The following is a 13,852-nucleotide window of genomic DNA, read 5'->3' as shown; positions in this document are numbered from 1 at the left end:
CCGCCGGCTCAGCGCGGCTGCTCGAGGAAGTCGGCGACGACCCGCGGCACGTAGGGCGACACGTCGCCGCCGAGCGACGCCACCTGGCGCACGAGGCTGCTCGACACGTGCGCGTGCGCGGGGTCGGGCAGCATGAAGATCGTCTCCACCTTCGCCAGATTGCGGTTGACGATCGCCATCGGCGTCTCGTAAGCCACGTCGACCTGCGAGCGGATGCCCTTCACCAGCACGCTCGCGCCGACATCGGTGCAGTAGTCGACGAGCAGCCCGACGCTCCAGCTGGTCACGAGGATCTCACCCGGGATGCGGGCCTCGGTGATCGACTCCTGGATCAGCGCCACCCGCTGAGCGATCGGCAGCAGCGCCGATTTGTCGGGGTTGTGCACCACGAGCACGTGCAGTTCGTCGAACAGGTGGGCGGCCCGCTCGATCACGTCGAGATGCCCGAGGGTCACGGGATCGAAGGATCCGGGAACGACGGCGATCCTGGTCATGTCCGCGATCCTATCGGGCGCGTGTGACCGTTCCGTTACATGACGGATGCGGTCACGCCTTCCCGAGGAAGGCGCGCTCCGCCGCGTCGAAGCGCCGCGCCACGGCCTCGCGGAGCGCCTCGTGGCTCGCGAGGGCGGGATCCGACCCGAGCAGGGCCGCGGCCGCATCCCGCGCCTCGGCGATCAGCTCGGCGTCCTCCACCACACGCAGCAGCTTGAGCGACGACCGCCTGCCCGACTGGGTGCCGCCGAGCACGTCGCCCTCGCGCCGCAGCTCCAGGTCGGCCTGCGCGAGCTCGAAGCCGTCGAGCGTCGCGGCCACCGCCTCGACGCGGTCACGGGCGAGCGTCGACTGCTCGGCGCGCGTCACGAACAGGGCGATGCCCGGCACCCCGCCGCGCCCGACCCGGCCGCGCAGCTGGTGGAGCTGCGCGACGCCGAAGCGGTCGGCGTCGAGCACGATCATCGTCGAGGCGTTCGGCACGTCCACCCCCACCTCGATCACGGTCGTGGCCACGAGCACGTCGATGTCGCCCGCCGCGAAGGCGCGCATGGTGCGGTCCTTCTCCTCCCCCGACATCCGTCCGTGCAGAGGCTCGATGCGCCGCCCGACGAGCGCCGGGTGGGTGCGCAGCCGCGCGAGCGTCTCGTCGACCGCGGCGGGGGGAACGGCCTGCTCGACACCGTCGAGCTCCTCGGCGTCGGCCTCCTCGACCTGACCGGCCTCGATCGCGGGGCACACGACGAAGCCCTGCCTGCCCGCCGCGAGCTCCTCCGAGAGCCGCTCCCAGACGCGCGCCTCCCAACCCGGGTGCTCGGCGAGCGGCACCACGTGGGACGCGATCGGGGCGCGTCCCGCCGGCAGGGTGCGCAGGGTCGAGACGTCGAGGTCGCCGAACACCGTCATCGCGACGGTGCGCGGGATGGGGGTGGCGCTCAGCACGAGCACGTGCGGCGCCCGCCCCTTCAGCCGGATCGCCTCGCGCTGCTCGACGCCGAAGCGATGCTGCTCGTCGATCACGACGAGGCCGAGGTCGGCGAAGCCGACGGTGTCGCCGAGCAGCGCGTGGGTTCCCACGACGATCGCCGCTCCCCCGGATGCCGTGGCGAGCAGGGCCTTGCGGCGCTCGGCCGCGGGCAGCTGGCCGGTGAGCAGGGTCACCCGCAGCCGCGCCGCGAGGTCGGGGCCGAGCATGGCCACGATCGAGCGCAGGTGCTGCCCCGCGAGCACCTCGGTCGGTGCGAGGAACGCCGACTGACCGCCCGACTCCGCGACCGCGAGCATTGCACGAAGCGCCACGAGGGTCTTGCCCGACCCCACCTCGCCCTGCACGAGGCGGTTCATCGGGATCCCGTCCCGCAGCTCGGCCTCGATCTCGGCGCCGACGGCCCGCTGATCGTCGGTGAGCTCCCACGGCAGCGACGCGTCGAACTGCTCGGAGACCGCGCCCGGGACGCGGGCCGGTCCCGACACGGCGCGGCGCTCGGCGCGCTGCCCGAGCAGCGCGAGCTGCAGCACGAGCGCCTCCTGGAAACGCAGGGCCTCGCGCGCCCGCCGCCAGTCCGCATCCGTCTCGGGGCGGTGCACCCTCTCGAGCGCCTCGCGGAAGCCGAGCAGGCCGCGCGCCGCGCGCACCTCGTCGGGAAGCGGATCGGGCAGCGGCGGCAGCACGTCGAGCACCGTCTCGACGCACTTCGCGAGCTTCCAGCTCGGGAAGCTCGCCGTGGCCGGGTACAGCGGCACCGGGGTCTCGGCCCAGCGCCGCGCCTGGTCGGCGTCCATGGTGGCGGCCTCGTCCGGGTCGAAGAGCTCGTAGTCGGGGTGCGTGAGCTGCCGGGTGCCGCGGTAGGCGCCGATCTTGCCGGAGAAGATGCCGCGCACCCCGGGGCGCAGCTCCTGCTTGCGGAAGGACTGGTTGAAGAACGTCAACGTCAGGATCCCGTGCCCGTCGCTGATCGTCGCCTCGAGGATCGACCCGCGCCGGTTCTGCATGCGTCGCTCGGACACCGAGCGCACCTCGGCGACGATCGTCACCGGTTCGTCGAGCCGCAGTTCGCTGAGCGCGGTGAGCTCGCCGCGGCGGGCGTAGCGCCGCGGGTAGTGCGCGAGCAGGTCGCCCACCGTCTGCAGCCCGAACGACTTCTCGAGCACCTGCGCCGTGCGCCCGCCGAGCGCCGACGCGAGCTTCTGGTCGAGCGGCGAGTCCACGCTCCGAGGGTACCGAGCGCGGCCGATGTCAGCGCGGCGCGAACATGCGGGCCACGGCGACCATGTCGGCGGATGCGTGACCGGATGCGGCGGTCGCCTCGTAGAGCGAGGCGACCAGGTCGATGATCGGCGTCGTCGCATCGGCGGCACGCACCTGGTCGAGCACGAGCCCACAGTTCTTGACGACGTCCGAGATGGCGGCCTGCGCGGTCTCGTCGCCGGCGACGAGCTTGGCCGCCTTCACGCGACCGATGGGGCTGTCCATCGGGCTCGCCTGGAGCACCTCGAGCACCGCGCCCAGGTCGACGCCGGCGAGCCGCGCCGCCGTGAGCGACTCGGCGAGCGCCGCCACCATCGCCATCATGTAGTGGTTGACCGCGATCTTGGTGCGCAGCGCATCCGGGGTCCGTCCGCAACGCACGATCGCACGGCCGAGCGGCGCGAGCAGGCGCTCCGCCGCGTCGAGGGCGGTCGGGTCGTCGCCCGCGAGCATCACCACCAGCTCACCGCGTTCGGCGGGCACCCGGGAGCCGGAGACGGGCGCCTCCACGTACGCCCCGCCCGCCGCCGCGACCTCCTCGGCGAGCGAGGCGGAGTAGGCGGGCGAGTGGGTGCCCGTGACGATCAGGCGATGCCCCGCCACCCGCTCGGCGAACGCATCCGTGCCGCGGCCGAGCACGGCATCCGTCGCCGCCTCGTCGCGCAGCATGAGGATGACGGTGTCGCACGCCGCGAACAACGCCTCGGGATCGGCGGCGAGCACCGCGCCGCGCGCCACGAGCTCCCCGCACGACTCGGCGCGCCGGCTCCACACCGTGAGCGACTCCTCCGCGTCGAGCAGCCGCGCCGCCATCGGGGCGCCCATGATGCCGATACCGGCGAATCCGATCACGCCGGCACCCGATTTCTGTTCTCGGCCGGCCCGAACACGACGAGCACGAGCAGATCCTCCTCGACGTCGACGAAGCGGTGCTCCTCACCCGCCGCCACGAAGGCGACCGTGCCCGGGCGGATCGACAGCCGCGCATCCGCACCGAGCAGGGTCGCGCGGCCCTGCAGGCAGATGTACACCTCATCCTCGGTGTGCGGCTGCTGCGGGTCCCCTGCGCCGGCCGGGATCGAGTAGCTGCCGAGGCTCAAGCCGGGCGAACGCAGCCGTTCGCGGTAGTCGGCGGCGCCGTCGGCGCTCCCGAAGCGCGCCGCCTCCTCGATGATGTGCATAGGCAGATCCTGCTCCCGGATGCGCGGGGGCGCCCGGTCCAGTCGCCGATCACCGGCCTGTCGTCGAGGGCGCCGACGTGCCAGGATCGCGTCATGGGCACCGTGGACGACTACCTGGCCGGGCTCGACGACGACGCGCGCGCCACGATCGGGCACCTCTACGAGGTCGCATGGGATGAGGTGCCCGACGCCGAGCAGGGGCTCGGCTACGGCATGCCCGCGCTCGTCTACCGCGGCAAGCCGCTGCTCTCCGTGATGCGCGCGAAGGCGCACGTGGGCCTGCACCCGTTCAGCCCCGATGCCATCGCCGCCGTGGCCGGCCGGCTCGACGGCTTCGACCACGCCAAGGGCACCATCCGGATGCCGGTCGACCGCCCCATCCCCGACGACGTCCTGCGCGCCCTGCTCGCCACCCGCCGCACCCAGATCGATTCGCCCTAGACATGTCTGCGCCCCGCTGGACACCCGCGCGCCGGTGTCTTCGAGGCCACAGACATGTCTGCGGCACCAGTAGCCTGGGCGCGTGACGCGCATCATCGCCGGATACGCCGGCTCGCTCGCCCTGACGGTGCCGAAGACCGGCACGCGTCCGACGAGCGACCGCGTGCGCGAGGCGATCTTCTCGGCGCTCGAGGCGCGCGACCTGGTGCACCGCGCGCGGGTGCTCGACCTCTACGCCGGCTCCGGTGCACTCGGACTCGAAGCGGCGTCGCGCGGCGCGGCCGAGGTGACCCTCGTCGACAGCTCCCGCGACGCCGCGGTCACGTCCCGCCGCAACGCCGAACGCGTGAGCCGCGCCGCCCCGGCGACGGCCGTGCCCGTCATCCGCTCGGTGGTGCAGCCCGTGCGGGCGTTCCTCGCCGGGGCGGCCGGCGGGTGGCATCTGGTGTTCCTCGACCCGCCCTACGAGCTGACGGGCGCAGAGCTCGTCGACGACCTGCTGCTGCTCGCGCCCCGCGTCGCGCCGGATGCCGTGATCGTCGTCGAGCGCTCGGCGCGTGACACCGAACCCGCCTGGCCCGCCGGACTCGACCTCGACCGCCGCACCGCCTACGGCGACACCGCGGTGTTCTGGCTCTCGCCCGCCTGAGCCGCGGCCGCGGTCGGCGTCCGCCTCCTCACCCCTCTCCCATCCAGAAATGCAGGAGATTCTGGGCGGGATGAGACGTCCGGGCGGCCGCGTCGGGCGTCATCGGAGAATCTCCTGCATTTCTGGTGACCCGTAGCGGCCGATGCGGCCTAGCCGACGCCGCCATCCCAGTCGGCGTACGGATCCCAGCCGCCGCGCGCATCGAAGGGGCGGCCGTCGACCCGGAGTCCGGGTGAGCCGTCGTGCACCCGCCCGATGGGGCGGAACCCGGACGGGAGGGGCACGTCCGGCGGGAACGTCGCGAGCAGCGCGTGGTCCTCGCCGCCGGTGAGGGCGAGCGGGGAGCCCACCGCGGCGGAGTCCAGGTCGAGTACCGCTCCGGACGCCTCCGCGAGACGCCGGGCGTCGAGGGCCAGACCGTCGCTCACATCCATCATCGCGGTCGCCCCGCCGCGGGCGGCGGCGACCCCGGATGCGATCGGGGGCTGCGGGGCGAGCTGCGCGTCGAGCTCGCGGTCGAACTCGGGGCGCAGGCCGGCGGCCGCGCGCGCGTCCGGATGCCCGTCGGCGTCGACCCCGCGCGCGAAGAGCAGCGCGAGCCCCCGGGCCGCGAGCCCGAGCTCGCCGCAGATCGCGACGACGTCACCGGAACGCGCCCCCGAGCGCAGCACCGGATCCCGGCCGTCGAGGTCGCCGAACGCCGTCACGGCGATCGTCAGCTGGTCCGACACCGAGAGGTCGCCCCCGACGACGCCGCAGCCCGGCGCGAGGGTCGCGCAGCCGTCGCGCAGCCCGTCAGCGAGCGCCTCGAGCCAGGCGGCGGGCGTCGACGCGGGCGCCACCAGCGCCACCACGAGCGCCGTCGGCCGGGCGCCCATCGCGGCGACGTCGGCGAGGTTCGAGGCCGCCGCCTTCCACCCGAGCTGGTGCGCCCCCGACCAGGCGAGCCGGAAGTCGGGTCCGTGCACGAGGGTGTCGGTGGTCACGACGAAGCGCCCGTCTGGCGCCGCGACCACGGCGGCGTCATCGCCCGGTCCGAGGAGCGCGGATGCCGCATCCGGCAGGCGCGGGAAGATGCCGCGCAGTATCGCCCCCTCGCCCAGGGAGCCGAGGGTCTCGTCCGCCGCCGCCACCCGGCCAGGTTAGCCTGGAGCGTGCGCATCGCCCGAGCCGCCGTCGCCGCCGCGTCCGCGGTCGCCCTGGCCGTATCCCTCGCCGGATGCGCCTCGATCGTGCCGCTCGAGCCGGCGGAGGACGCGAACAATCCGGGGTGCGCCGACGTCATCGTGCGCCTGCCGGACACGGTCGCCGGCCAGGATCGGCGCGAGACGAACGCCCAGGCGACGGGCGCGTGGGGCTCCCCCACCTCGGTGCTGCTGTACTGCGGCGTCGACGTTCCGAGCGCCTCCACCCAGCGTTGCGTGCAGGTCGACGGCATCTACTGGCTGGTCGACGGCGACAAGGCACCGACCTACGTCATGACGAGCTACGGGCGCGAACCCGCCGTCGACGTGGTCGTCGACACGAGCGTCACGGGCACCACCCCGGCGCTCATGGATCTCTCCCGTGTCGTGTCGTTCACGACGCCGAACGGCCACGAGTGCACCGATCTCGACGACGCCGACATCATCGACGGCTCGTCGGGTTCGGGCGGCTAGCGCCGGGCGGCGAGGCCGAGCTCGATCAGCTCGGTGATGAGCTCCGGATACGACATCCCGCTCGCCTGCCAGCAGCTCGGGAACATCGAGATCGGGGTGAAGCCGGGCATCGTGTTGATCTCGTTGACGACGAAACGGGCGCCGTCGAAGAAGAAGTCGACGCGCGCGAGCCCGGCGCCGCCGATCGCCTCGAACGCCTGGGCCGCGATGCGCTGCATCTCGTGCAGCTCGCCCTCCTGCAGCGCGGCGGGGCAGATCAGCTGCGCGGCGTCCGGGTCGAGGTATTTCGCCTCGAAGTCGTAGAACTCGCGCCCGGTCACCACGATCTCGCCGGCGACGCTCACGCGCGTCGCACCCCCGTCACGACCCTCGAGCACGGCGCACTCGACCTCCCGGCCGACGATGGCCGCCTCGACGAGCACCGTGCGGTCCTCGGCGAAGGCGAGCTCGACGGCCGCGTCGAGGTCGACCCAGTCGGAGACCTTCGTGACCCCGACCGACGAGCCGGCGCGCGACGGCTTCACGAACACCGGCAGGGAGAGGGCGCGGATTCGGCGCTCGAACAGCTCGCGCTGCGCCTCCCAGCGCCCCGACGTCAGCAGCACCCAGGGGGCGACATCGATGCCCGCCCCCTCGAGCACGGTCTTGGTCATGTGCTTGTCCATGGCGAGCGCGGATGCGAGCAGCCCGTTGCCGACGTACGGCAACTCCAGCAGCTCGAACTGCCCCTGCACGGTGCCGTCCTCACCGAAACGGCCGTGCAGGATCGGGAAGAACACGTCGACGTCGCCGAGCGAGCTCTCGGCGCCGTCGGCCGACACGAGGGTCAGCGCGCGCGAGGAAGCGACCTCGGGCAGCCGCACGCGCGTCCCGTTGTCGGCCACCTCGGGCAGTTCGGCGCGCAGTGCGAAGAGTTCCGGGTCGTCGGGCTGCAGGGTCCAGGCGCCGTCGCGGGTGATGCCGATCGGCACCACCTCGAACCGCGAGCGGTCGATCGCCGACAGCACGCCGGCCGCCGTCGCGCACGAGATGCCGTGCTCGCTCGACCGACCGCCGAACAGCAACGCGACGCGGATCATGCGGTCTCCGGGTTCGTGGCGGCCCGGGTCATTCGCCCTGCGGCACGTCGGTGTCGGTCGTGAGATGCGGGGCGATGTCCCGCGGGTCCAGCGTACCGGCCAGCACCTCGGCGACCTGGCTGACGATCGGCATCTCGACGCCCATCGAGCTCGCGAGCTCGAGGATCGGCGCGACCGACGAGATGCCCTCGGCCGTCTGGTTCATCTGCGCGATGACCTCGTGGTAGTCGTAGCCCTGGCCGAGCAGCCGGCCCGCGGTGTTGTTGCGCGAGAGGGGCGACTCGCAGGTGGCGATGAGGTCGCCGAGGCCCGCGAGCCCGCTCATCGTCTCGGGCAGCGCACCGAAGGCGACCGCGAAGTCGGTCATCTCGACGAGGCCGCGGGTGATGATCGAGGCCTTGGTGTTCTCGCCGTAGCCGACGCCGTCGACGATGCCGATCGCCACCGCGATGAGGTTCTTCAGCACACCCCCGAACTCGGTGCCCACGACATCCGTGTTCACGAAGGAGCGGAAGTAGGGGTTGCGCGCGGCGAGCGCGACCGCGGATGCCGTGTCGAGACTCGCGGACGACACGACGGCGGCGGTCGGCTGCTCCTTTGCGATCTCGAGCGCGAGATTGGGGCCCGACACGACGGCGATGCGCTCCGGGCCGACGCCCAGCTCCTGCGCGATGACCTCGCTCATCCGGTAGCGGGTGCCGCGCTCGACACCCTTCATGAGCGACACGACGGGCACGCCGTCCGGGATCAGCTCGCGCACGATGCGCAGGTTCTCGCGCAGCGACTGGCTCGGCACCGAGAGGTAGACCTGCTGGGCGCCCTCGAGCACCTCGGGCAGCCGACTCGACGCGGCGAGGCCGAGCGGCAGGTTGATGCCGGGCAGGTAGTCCGAGTTGCGATGCGACTGCATGATCTCGCGGGCGACCTCGGGCCGGCGCGCCCAGATCGCGACGCGCGCCCCGCCGTCGGCGAGGATCTTCGCGAAGGTGGTGCCCCACGATCCGGCGCCGAGCACGGCGACGCGCCGCGGCTCGGCGTCGATGTCGGGTGTCACAGAGGTCATCATCTCAGGATTGCTCGAAGCGGCCGATCTCGGACTGGCCGTGCGCCGAGGGGTCCCAGCGCTCGAGCGGCGGGGTGCCCCCGCGCAGCTCGACGAGCAGCGCCGTGATGTCGACCATGACCGCCTCGGTCGCCTCGGCGAGCAGCTCGTGCGTGATCGGCTTCCCACGCCAGCGCGACAGGTCGACGGGCTCGCCGATGATCGCCTCGACGTCCTTGCGGGGGAAGAGGCTCACCTTCTTCGAGTAGCGGGGCAGGATCTGCTGCACGCCCCAGTGCGCCATCGGGATGAGCGGCACGTCGTGCTCGAGCGCCATGCGCACCGCCCCCGACTTGCCGCGCATCGGCCAGAGGTCGGGCTCGCGGGTCAGCGTGCCCTCGGGGTAGATGATGACGGCGAGGCCGTCGTCGACGAGGTTCGACGCGGCCGCGAGCGACTGCTTCGACCCGCCCGTGCCCTGGCGTTCGACCGGGATCTGCCCGGTCGCCCGCAGGATCGCCCCCACCACCGGCACCCGGAACACGCTCGCCTTGGCGAGGAACCGCGGCACCCGGCCGAGCTTCCACACGATGTAGCCCGTCGTCACGGGGTCGAGGTTCGAGTAGTGGTTCGGCGAGAGCACGAACGCGCCCTCGCGCGGCAGCCGCTCGCCGTGGCGGATGCGGTAGCGACCGACCGCGAGCAGCGGCGGGATGAGCACGGCCGCCAGCACGCGCCAGCCGAGGGTCTTCTCGCGCTTCCGGCGCGCCGGGGCGTCGGCAGCGCCCATCAGTCGATCGAGAACTCGGCGCCGAGCTGCCCGAGCTTCTCGACGAAGCGCTCGTAGCCGCGCGCGATGATGCCGACGTTCGACACCGTCGAGCGGCCCTGCGCGGTGAGCGCGGCGATCAGGTAGCTGAAGCCGCCGCGCAGGTCGGGCACCATGACATCCGCCCCGTGCAGCTGCGACGGGCCGGTGATCACGGCCACCTGCTCGAGCGGGCGCTTCGGCACGCGCCAGTCGGGCGAGTCGTAACCCGACTTGTGCACCACGATGTGCGCGCCCATCTCGTTGAGCGCGTCGGTGAACCCGAAGCGGTTCTCGTACACCGTCTCGCGCACCACCGAGACGCCGTCGGCCTGGCTGAGGGCCACGATGAGGGGCTGCTGCCAGTCGGTCATGAACCCGGGGTGCACGTCGGTCTCGACCACCACGGGCTTCAGCTCGCCCGCGCGGAAGAAGCGGATGCCGTCCTCCTGGATGTCGAAGCCGCCGCCCGCCTTGCGGAAGATGTTGAGGAAGGTCATCATCTCCTGCTGCATGGCGCCGGCGACGAAGATGTCGCCGTCGGTCGCGAGCGCCGCCGACGCCCAGCTCGCGACCTCGTTGCGGTCGAAGATCGCGCGGTGGGTGTAGCCGTCGAGCTTGTCGACGCCCTCGATGAAGATCGTGCGGTTCGGCTCGACCGAGATGATGGCGCCCATCTTCTGCAGGATCGCGATGAGGTCCATGATCTCGGGCTCGATGGCCGCGTTCTTCAGCTCGGTCACGCCCTCCGCGCGCACGGCCGTCAGCAGCACCTGCTCGGTCGCGCCGACGCTCGGGTACGGCAGCTCGATGTGCGCGCCCTTCAGGCCGTCGGGGGCGGTGATCCGGATGCCCTCGTAGCTCTTGTCGACGATCGCGCCGAACGCGCGCAGCGCATCCATGTGGAAGTCGATCGGGCGGTCGCCGATGCGGCAGCCGCCGAGGTCCGGGATGAGCGCCTCGCCGAGACGGTGCAGCAGCGGTCCGCAGAACAGGATCGGGATGCGGCTGGAGCCGGCGAGCGCGTCGATCTGGGCGAAGTGCGCCTTCTCGACGTTGGCCGGGTCGAGCAGCAGCTCGCCCTCCGCCGGCTGCGTGACGGCGACGCCGTAGGCGTCGAGCATGCGCATGACGACGTGGACGTCGCTGATCTCCGGCACGTTCTGCAGCAGGCTCGGGGTGTCGCCGAGCAGTGCCGCCACCATCGCCTTGGTGGCGAGGTTCTTCGCTCCGCGCACCTCGATGCGGCCGACGAGCGGCTTGCCGCCGTCGATCGTGATGCGGTCCGAGCCCAGTCCCACGCGCGCTCCCGCCTTCTGGGCGTCACGCGCGAGGTTCATCGCGACAGAATCCAATGTCATTACCTAGTCGGTTCGAGCCACAGGGCTCAGCGGACGGGAAGAGTGCGGGGCCGCCAGCTTTCGCGGGTGGTCTCGAACTCGGTGATCCGCGCTTCGTCGCGCAGCGTGAGGCCGATGTCGTCGAGTCCCTCCAACAATCTCCACCGAGTGTAATCGTCGATGTCGAACGGCACCTGGAGATCGCCGACGGTCACGGTCTTCGCCACCAGGTCGACGGTGGCCTCCCGTCCGGGCTGCGCCTCGAGCTCGGCCCACAGCCGCTCCACGACCGGCTCCTCGACGGTGCCGGTGAGCAGGCCCTGCTTGCCCGAGTTGCCGCGGAAGATGTCGGCGAAGCGCGGCGAGATGACGGCCTGGAAGCCGAAGTCGCGCAGCGCCCACACGGCGTGCTCGCGGCTCGATCCGGTGCCGAAGTCGGGACCCGTGATGAGCACCTTCGCGCCCTGGTACACGGGCTGGTTGAGGATGAAGTCGGGGTCCTGACGCCATGAGTAGAACAGCGCGTCGTCGAAGCCCGTCTTGGTGACGCGCTTCAGGAACTGCGCCGGGATGATCTGGTCGGTGTCGACGTTCGAGCGGCGGAAGGGCACCGCGATGCCCTGGATCGTCGTGATCTTGTCCATCAGCGCGTCTCCTCCCCGGCGTTCTCCAGATCCCACGGGCTCGAAAGCGTGCCGCGGATGGCGGTGGCGGCCGCCACGAGCGGCGACACCAGGTGGGTGCGGCCGCCCTTGCCCTGGCGGCCCTCGAAGTTGCGGTTGCTGGTCGAGGCGCAGCGCTCGCCGGGGGCGAGCTGGTCGGGGTTCATGCCGAGGCACATCGAGCAGCCGGCGAACCGCCACTCCGCCCCGAACTCCTCGACGATCTTGTCGATGCCCTCGGCCTCCGCCTCGATGCGCACGCGCGCCGAGCCGGGCACCACCATGACGCGCACGTGGTCGGCCTTCTTGCGGCCCCGGATGATCGAGGCGAACGCCCGCAGGTCCTCGATGCGCGAGTTCGTGCACGAGCCCATGAAGACGGCGTCGACCCGGATGTCCTTCATGGGCGTGCCCGCCTCGAGGTCCATGTACTCGAGCGCGCGCTCGGCGGCGGCCCTGTCGTTCGGGTCGGCGTACGCGTCGGGGCCGGGCACGACATCCGACAGGGACACGCCCTGGCCGGGGTTGGTGCCCCAGGTCACGAACGGCTCGAGCTCGTCGGCGTCGAGGAACACCTCGGCGTCGAACACGGCGCCCTCGTCGGTGCCGAGCGTCTGCCAGTACTCCACCGCGGCATCCCAGTCGGCGCCCTGGGGCGCGTGCGGGCGGCCCTCCAGGTAGCGGTACGTCGTCTCGTCGGGCGCCACCATGCCGGCGCGGGCACCCGCCTCGATCGACATGTTGCAGATCGTCATCCGGCCCTCCATGGAGAGCGAGCGGATGGCGCTGCCGCGGTACTCGAGCACGTAGCCCTGCCCGCCGCCGGTGCCGATCTTGGCGATGACCGCGAGGATGATGTCCTTCGCGGTGACGCCCGGGCGCAGCTCGCCCTCGACGGTGATGGCCATCGTCTTGAAGGGCTTGAGCGGCAGCGTCTGGGTGGCCATGACGTGCTCGACCTCGGAGGTGCCGATGCCGAACGCCATCGCGCCGAACGCGCCGTGCGTCGAGGTGTGCGAGTCGCCGCAGACCACCGTGATGCCCGGCATGGTGAGGCCGAGCTGCGGACCGACGACGTGCACGATGCCCTGCTCGACGTCGCCGAGCGAGTGCAGGCGGATGCCGAACTCCTCGGCGTTCCTGCGCAGCGTCTCGATCTGGGTGCGGCTCGTCAGGTCGGCGATGGGCCGGTCGATCGCGAGGGTCGGGGTGTTGTGGTCCTCGGTGGCGATCGTCAGGTCGGGGCGCCGCACCGGGCGTCCGGCCTGGCGCAGACCGTCGAACGCCTGGGGGCTCGTGACCTCGTGCACGAGGTGCAGGTCGATGTAGACGAGGTCCGGTTCGCCGTTCTCGCCCTTGGCGACGACGTGGGCGTCCCAGACCTTCTCGGCCAGGGTGCGCGGACGCTCGGGGATGCTGTCGACCGCGGGCTCGGCGGTCGAGGGTGCGATGCTCATTGCTTCTTCGGTTCCTTCATCGGATCTGTGTCGGCCGCTGTGCGCGAGGACGGGCGGACTCCGCGACGAGGGAGGCCGGGGACTAGACCTCGTCGCGGCGACGAAGAAGGAGGCGCCGAGCGAGCATCCACCGAGGATATCACTGCACCGCCGAGGTCAGCGGCGCACCGTGAGCACGTAGTCGCCGAACTCCACCGTCGCGCCCTCGGGGATGCGCACCCGGCGACCCGGGGCCGACTCGGTCACGTCGTCGCCGTGCACCACCCAGACGCCGTTGGTCGAGCCGAGATCGTGCACCCAGATCCCGGAGTCGTCGACCTCGAACGCGGCGTGGGTCTTCGAGACCGAGTGGGTGCCGTCGACGACGGCGAGCAGCTCCGCGCCCGGCCAGGCGTCGAACGGCGCGGGGTTGCGCCCGATGAGCAGCGAGCGGGCGACGGGCACCTCGCGGCCGTCGGCGAGCACCAGCCGCCACTGCGCGACCGGGGCCACGACGGGCGTCTCCGCCGTCTCGGGAGCGGGCTCGGCGTGGCGCGGCTCGGGCTGCGGCGCGCGCTCGGGCTGCGCCTCGTCGCGATCCGGGAGCTCGCGTCGGGTCTCGACGGAGACGGGCTCGGGCTCGACGTCCGGTGCCGCCGTCGGCACCGGCACCCCCGGGGCGGCGGGCAGGAACACGACCTCGTCGCTCTCGGCGCGGCGGCGCTCCGGCTTCGGCGCCGCCTTCAGGGTGTTCGGATCGATGAGACCGGGCGGCAGCGTGATGAAGCCGTCGTCGTCGCCCGCCATGCCCAC

General features: G+C 72.2%; 15 protein-coding genes. 3 read left to right on the top strand and 12 right to left on the bottom strand.

Translation table 11 applies throughout. The features are described from left to right. Positions 1-8 precede the first annotated feature (8 nt). The 4 genes from coaD to NUH29_RS12495 are packed head-to-tail and all read right to left on the bottom strand — an operon-like array spanning position 9 to position 3,924. Positions 9-494, bottom strand: coding sequence for a pantetheine-phosphate adenylyltransferase (gene coaD / locus NUH29_RS12510; RefSeq protein ID WP_258799524.1), 486 nt, complete (start codon positions 492-494; stop codon positions 9-11). Between the two features lie 52 nt (positions 495-546). Next, on the bottom strand, positions 547-2,703 hold the full coding sequence (locus tag NUH29_RS12505) for an ATP-dependent DNA helicase RecG (protein ID WP_258799523.1): 2,157 nt from the start codon (positions 2,701-2,703) through the stop codon (positions 547-549). A gap of 28 nt (positions 2,704-2,731) precedes the next feature. Then, positions 2,732-3,595: an NAD(P)-dependent oxidoreductase gene (locus NUH29_RS12500; protein WP_258799522.1), complete on the bottom strand. Its 864-nt coding sequence runs from the start codon at positions 3,593-3,595 to the stop codon at positions 2,732-2,734. After that, complete coding sequence (locus NUH29_RS12495; RefSeq protein ID WP_258799520.1) at positions 3,592-3,924, bottom strand: cupin domain-containing protein; 333 nt, start codon at positions 3,922-3,924, stop codon at positions 3,592-3,594. The genes NUH29_RS12500 and NUH29_RS12495 overlap by 4 nt, the downstream gene beginning before the upstream one ends. A 93-nt stretch (positions 3,925-4,017) precedes the next feature. Between NUH29_RS12495 and NUH29_RS12490 the strand changes: the two genes are divergently transcribed. Further along, the gene (locus tag NUH29_RS12490) at positions 4,018-4,365 is read left to right on the top strand and encodes an iron chaperone (protein ID WP_258799519.1); all 348 of its coding nucleotides are present in this window, start codon (positions 4,018-4,020) and stop codon (positions 4,363-4,365) included. Positions 4,366-4,447: 82 nt separating this feature from the next. Continuing rightward, positions 4,448-5,014 carry a 16S rRNA (guanine(966)-N(2))-methyltransferase RsmD gene (rsmD, locus tag NUH29_RS12485; RefSeq protein WP_258799518.1) on the top strand — a complete coding sequence of 189 codons (567 nt, stop codon included), beginning with the start codon at positions 4,448-4,450 and terminating at the stop codon, positions 5,012-5,014. Between the two features lie 149 nt (positions 5,015-5,163). Here rsmD and thiL read toward each other — a convergent pair whose 3' ends face one another. Further along, complete coding sequence (thiL, locus tag NUH29_RS12480; RefSeq protein ID WP_258799516.1) at positions 5,164-6,147, bottom strand: thiamine-phosphate kinase; 984 nt, start codon at positions 6,145-6,147, stop codon at positions 5,164-5,166. 21 nt (positions 6,148-6,168) lie between these two features. On the opposite strand from thiL, the gene NUH29_RS12475 reads away from it, so the two are divergent. Then, positions 6,169-6,672 carry a DUF3515 family protein gene (locus tag NUH29_RS12475; protein ID WP_258799515.1) on the top strand — a complete coding sequence of 168 codons (504 nt, stop codon included), beginning with the start codon at positions 6,169-6,171 and terminating at the stop codon, positions 6,670-6,672. Here NUH29_RS12475 and NUH29_RS12470 read toward each other — a convergent pair. The 7 genes from NUH29_RS12470 to NUH29_RS12440 form a co-directional block, all read right to left on the bottom strand. Continuing rightward, a complete protein-coding gene (locus tag NUH29_RS12470; RefSeq protein ID WP_258799514.1) occupies positions 6,669-7,751 on the bottom strand; it encodes a D-alanine--D-alanine ligase family protein in 1,083 nt (360 codons plus the stop codon). The genes NUH29_RS12475 and NUH29_RS12470 overlap by 4 nt on opposite strands. Before the next feature lie 28 nt (positions 7,752-7,779). Then, positions 7,780-8,814, bottom strand: a complete 1,035-nt coding sequence (locus NUH29_RS12465; protein ID WP_258799513.1) for an NAD(P)H-dependent glycerol-3-phosphate dehydrogenase — start codon at positions 8,812-8,814, stop codon at positions 7,780-7,782. A 4-nt stretch (positions 8,815-8,818) separates the two neighbouring features. After that, positions 8,819-9,583: a lysophospholipid acyltransferase family protein gene (locus NUH29_RS12460; RefSeq protein ID WP_258799512.1), complete on the bottom strand. Its 765-nt coding sequence runs from the start codon at positions 9,581-9,583 to the stop codon at positions 8,819-8,821. Next, positions 9,583-10,941: a UDP-N-acetylglucosamine 1-carboxyvinyltransferase gene (murA, locus tag NUH29_RS12455; RefSeq protein WP_258799511.1), complete on the bottom strand. Its 1,359-nt coding sequence runs from the start codon at positions 10,939-10,941 to the stop codon at positions 9,583-9,585. Before murA ends, NUH29_RS12460 begins: the two co-directional genes overlap by 1 nt. A gap of 47 nt (positions 10,942-10,988) precedes the next feature. Further along, positions 10,989-11,585 carry a 3-isopropylmalate dehydratase small subunit gene (gene leuD, locus NUH29_RS12450; RefSeq protein WP_258799510.1) on the bottom strand — a complete coding sequence of 199 codons (597 nt, stop codon included), beginning with the start codon at positions 11,583-11,585 and terminating at the stop codon, positions 10,989-10,991. Next, the gene (gene leuC, locus NUH29_RS12445) at positions 11,585-13,060 is read right to left on the bottom strand and encodes a 3-isopropylmalate dehydratase large subunit (RefSeq protein WP_258799509.1); all 1,476 of its coding nucleotides are present in this window, start codon (positions 13,058-13,060) and stop codon (positions 11,585-11,587) included. The genes leuD and leuC overlap by 1 nt, the downstream gene beginning before the upstream one ends. A gap of 156 nt (positions 13,061-13,216) precedes the next feature. After that, positions 13,217-13,846, bottom strand: a complete 630-nt coding sequence (locus NUH29_RS12440; RefSeq protein WP_258799508.1) for an FHA domain-containing protein — start codon at positions 13,844-13,846, stop codon at positions 13,217-13,219. Positions 13,847-13,852: the final 6 nt, after the last annotated feature.

Source organism: Protaetiibacter mangrovi, from assembly GCF_024752305.1.
Lineage (GTDB): Bacteria > Actinomycetota > Actinomycetes > Actinomycetales > Microbacteriaceae > Homoserinibacter > Homoserinibacter mangrovi.
This window is presented reverse-complemented; position numbering and strand designations above follow the sequence as displayed.

Coding starts and splice junctions, on each gene's coding strand:
- NUH29_RS12460 (WP_258799512.1), bottom strand. CDS start 9,583: ATGGGCGCTGCCGACGCCCCGGCGCGCCGGAAGCGCGAGAAGACCCTC.
- NUH29_RS12495 (WP_258799520.1), bottom strand. CDS start 3,924: ATGCACATCATCGAGGAGGCGGCGCGCTTCGGGAGCGCCGACGGCGCC.
- NUH29_RS12490 (WP_258799519.1), top strand. CDS start 4,018: ATGGGCACCGTGGACGACTACCTGGCCGGGCTCGACGACGACGCGCGC.
- murA (WP_258799511.1), bottom strand. CDS start 10,941: ATGAACCTCGCGCGTGACGCCCAGAAGGCGGGAGCGCGCGTGGGACTG.
- leuC (WP_258799509.1), bottom strand. CDS start 13,060: ATGAGCATCGCACCCTCGACCGCCGAGCCCGCGGTCGACAGCATCCCC.
- NUH29_RS12465 (WP_258799513.1), bottom strand. CDS start 8,814: ATGACCTCTGTGACACCCGACATCGACGCCGAGCCGCGGCGCGTCGCC.
- NUH29_RS12440 (WP_258799508.1), bottom strand. CDS start 13,846: ATGGCGGGCGACGACGACGGCTTCATCACGCTGCCGCCCGGTCTCATC.
- leuD (WP_258799510.1), bottom strand. CDS start 11,585: ATGGACAAGATCACGACGATCCAGGGCATCGCGGTGCCCTTCCGCCGC.
- coaD (WP_258799524.1), bottom strand. CDS start 494: ATGACCAGGATCGCCGTCGTTCCCGGATCCTTCGATCCCGTGACCCTC.
- NUH29_RS12470 (WP_258799514.1), bottom strand. CDS start 7,751: ATGATCCGCGTCGCGTTGCTGTTCGGCGGTCGGTCGAGCGAGCACGGC.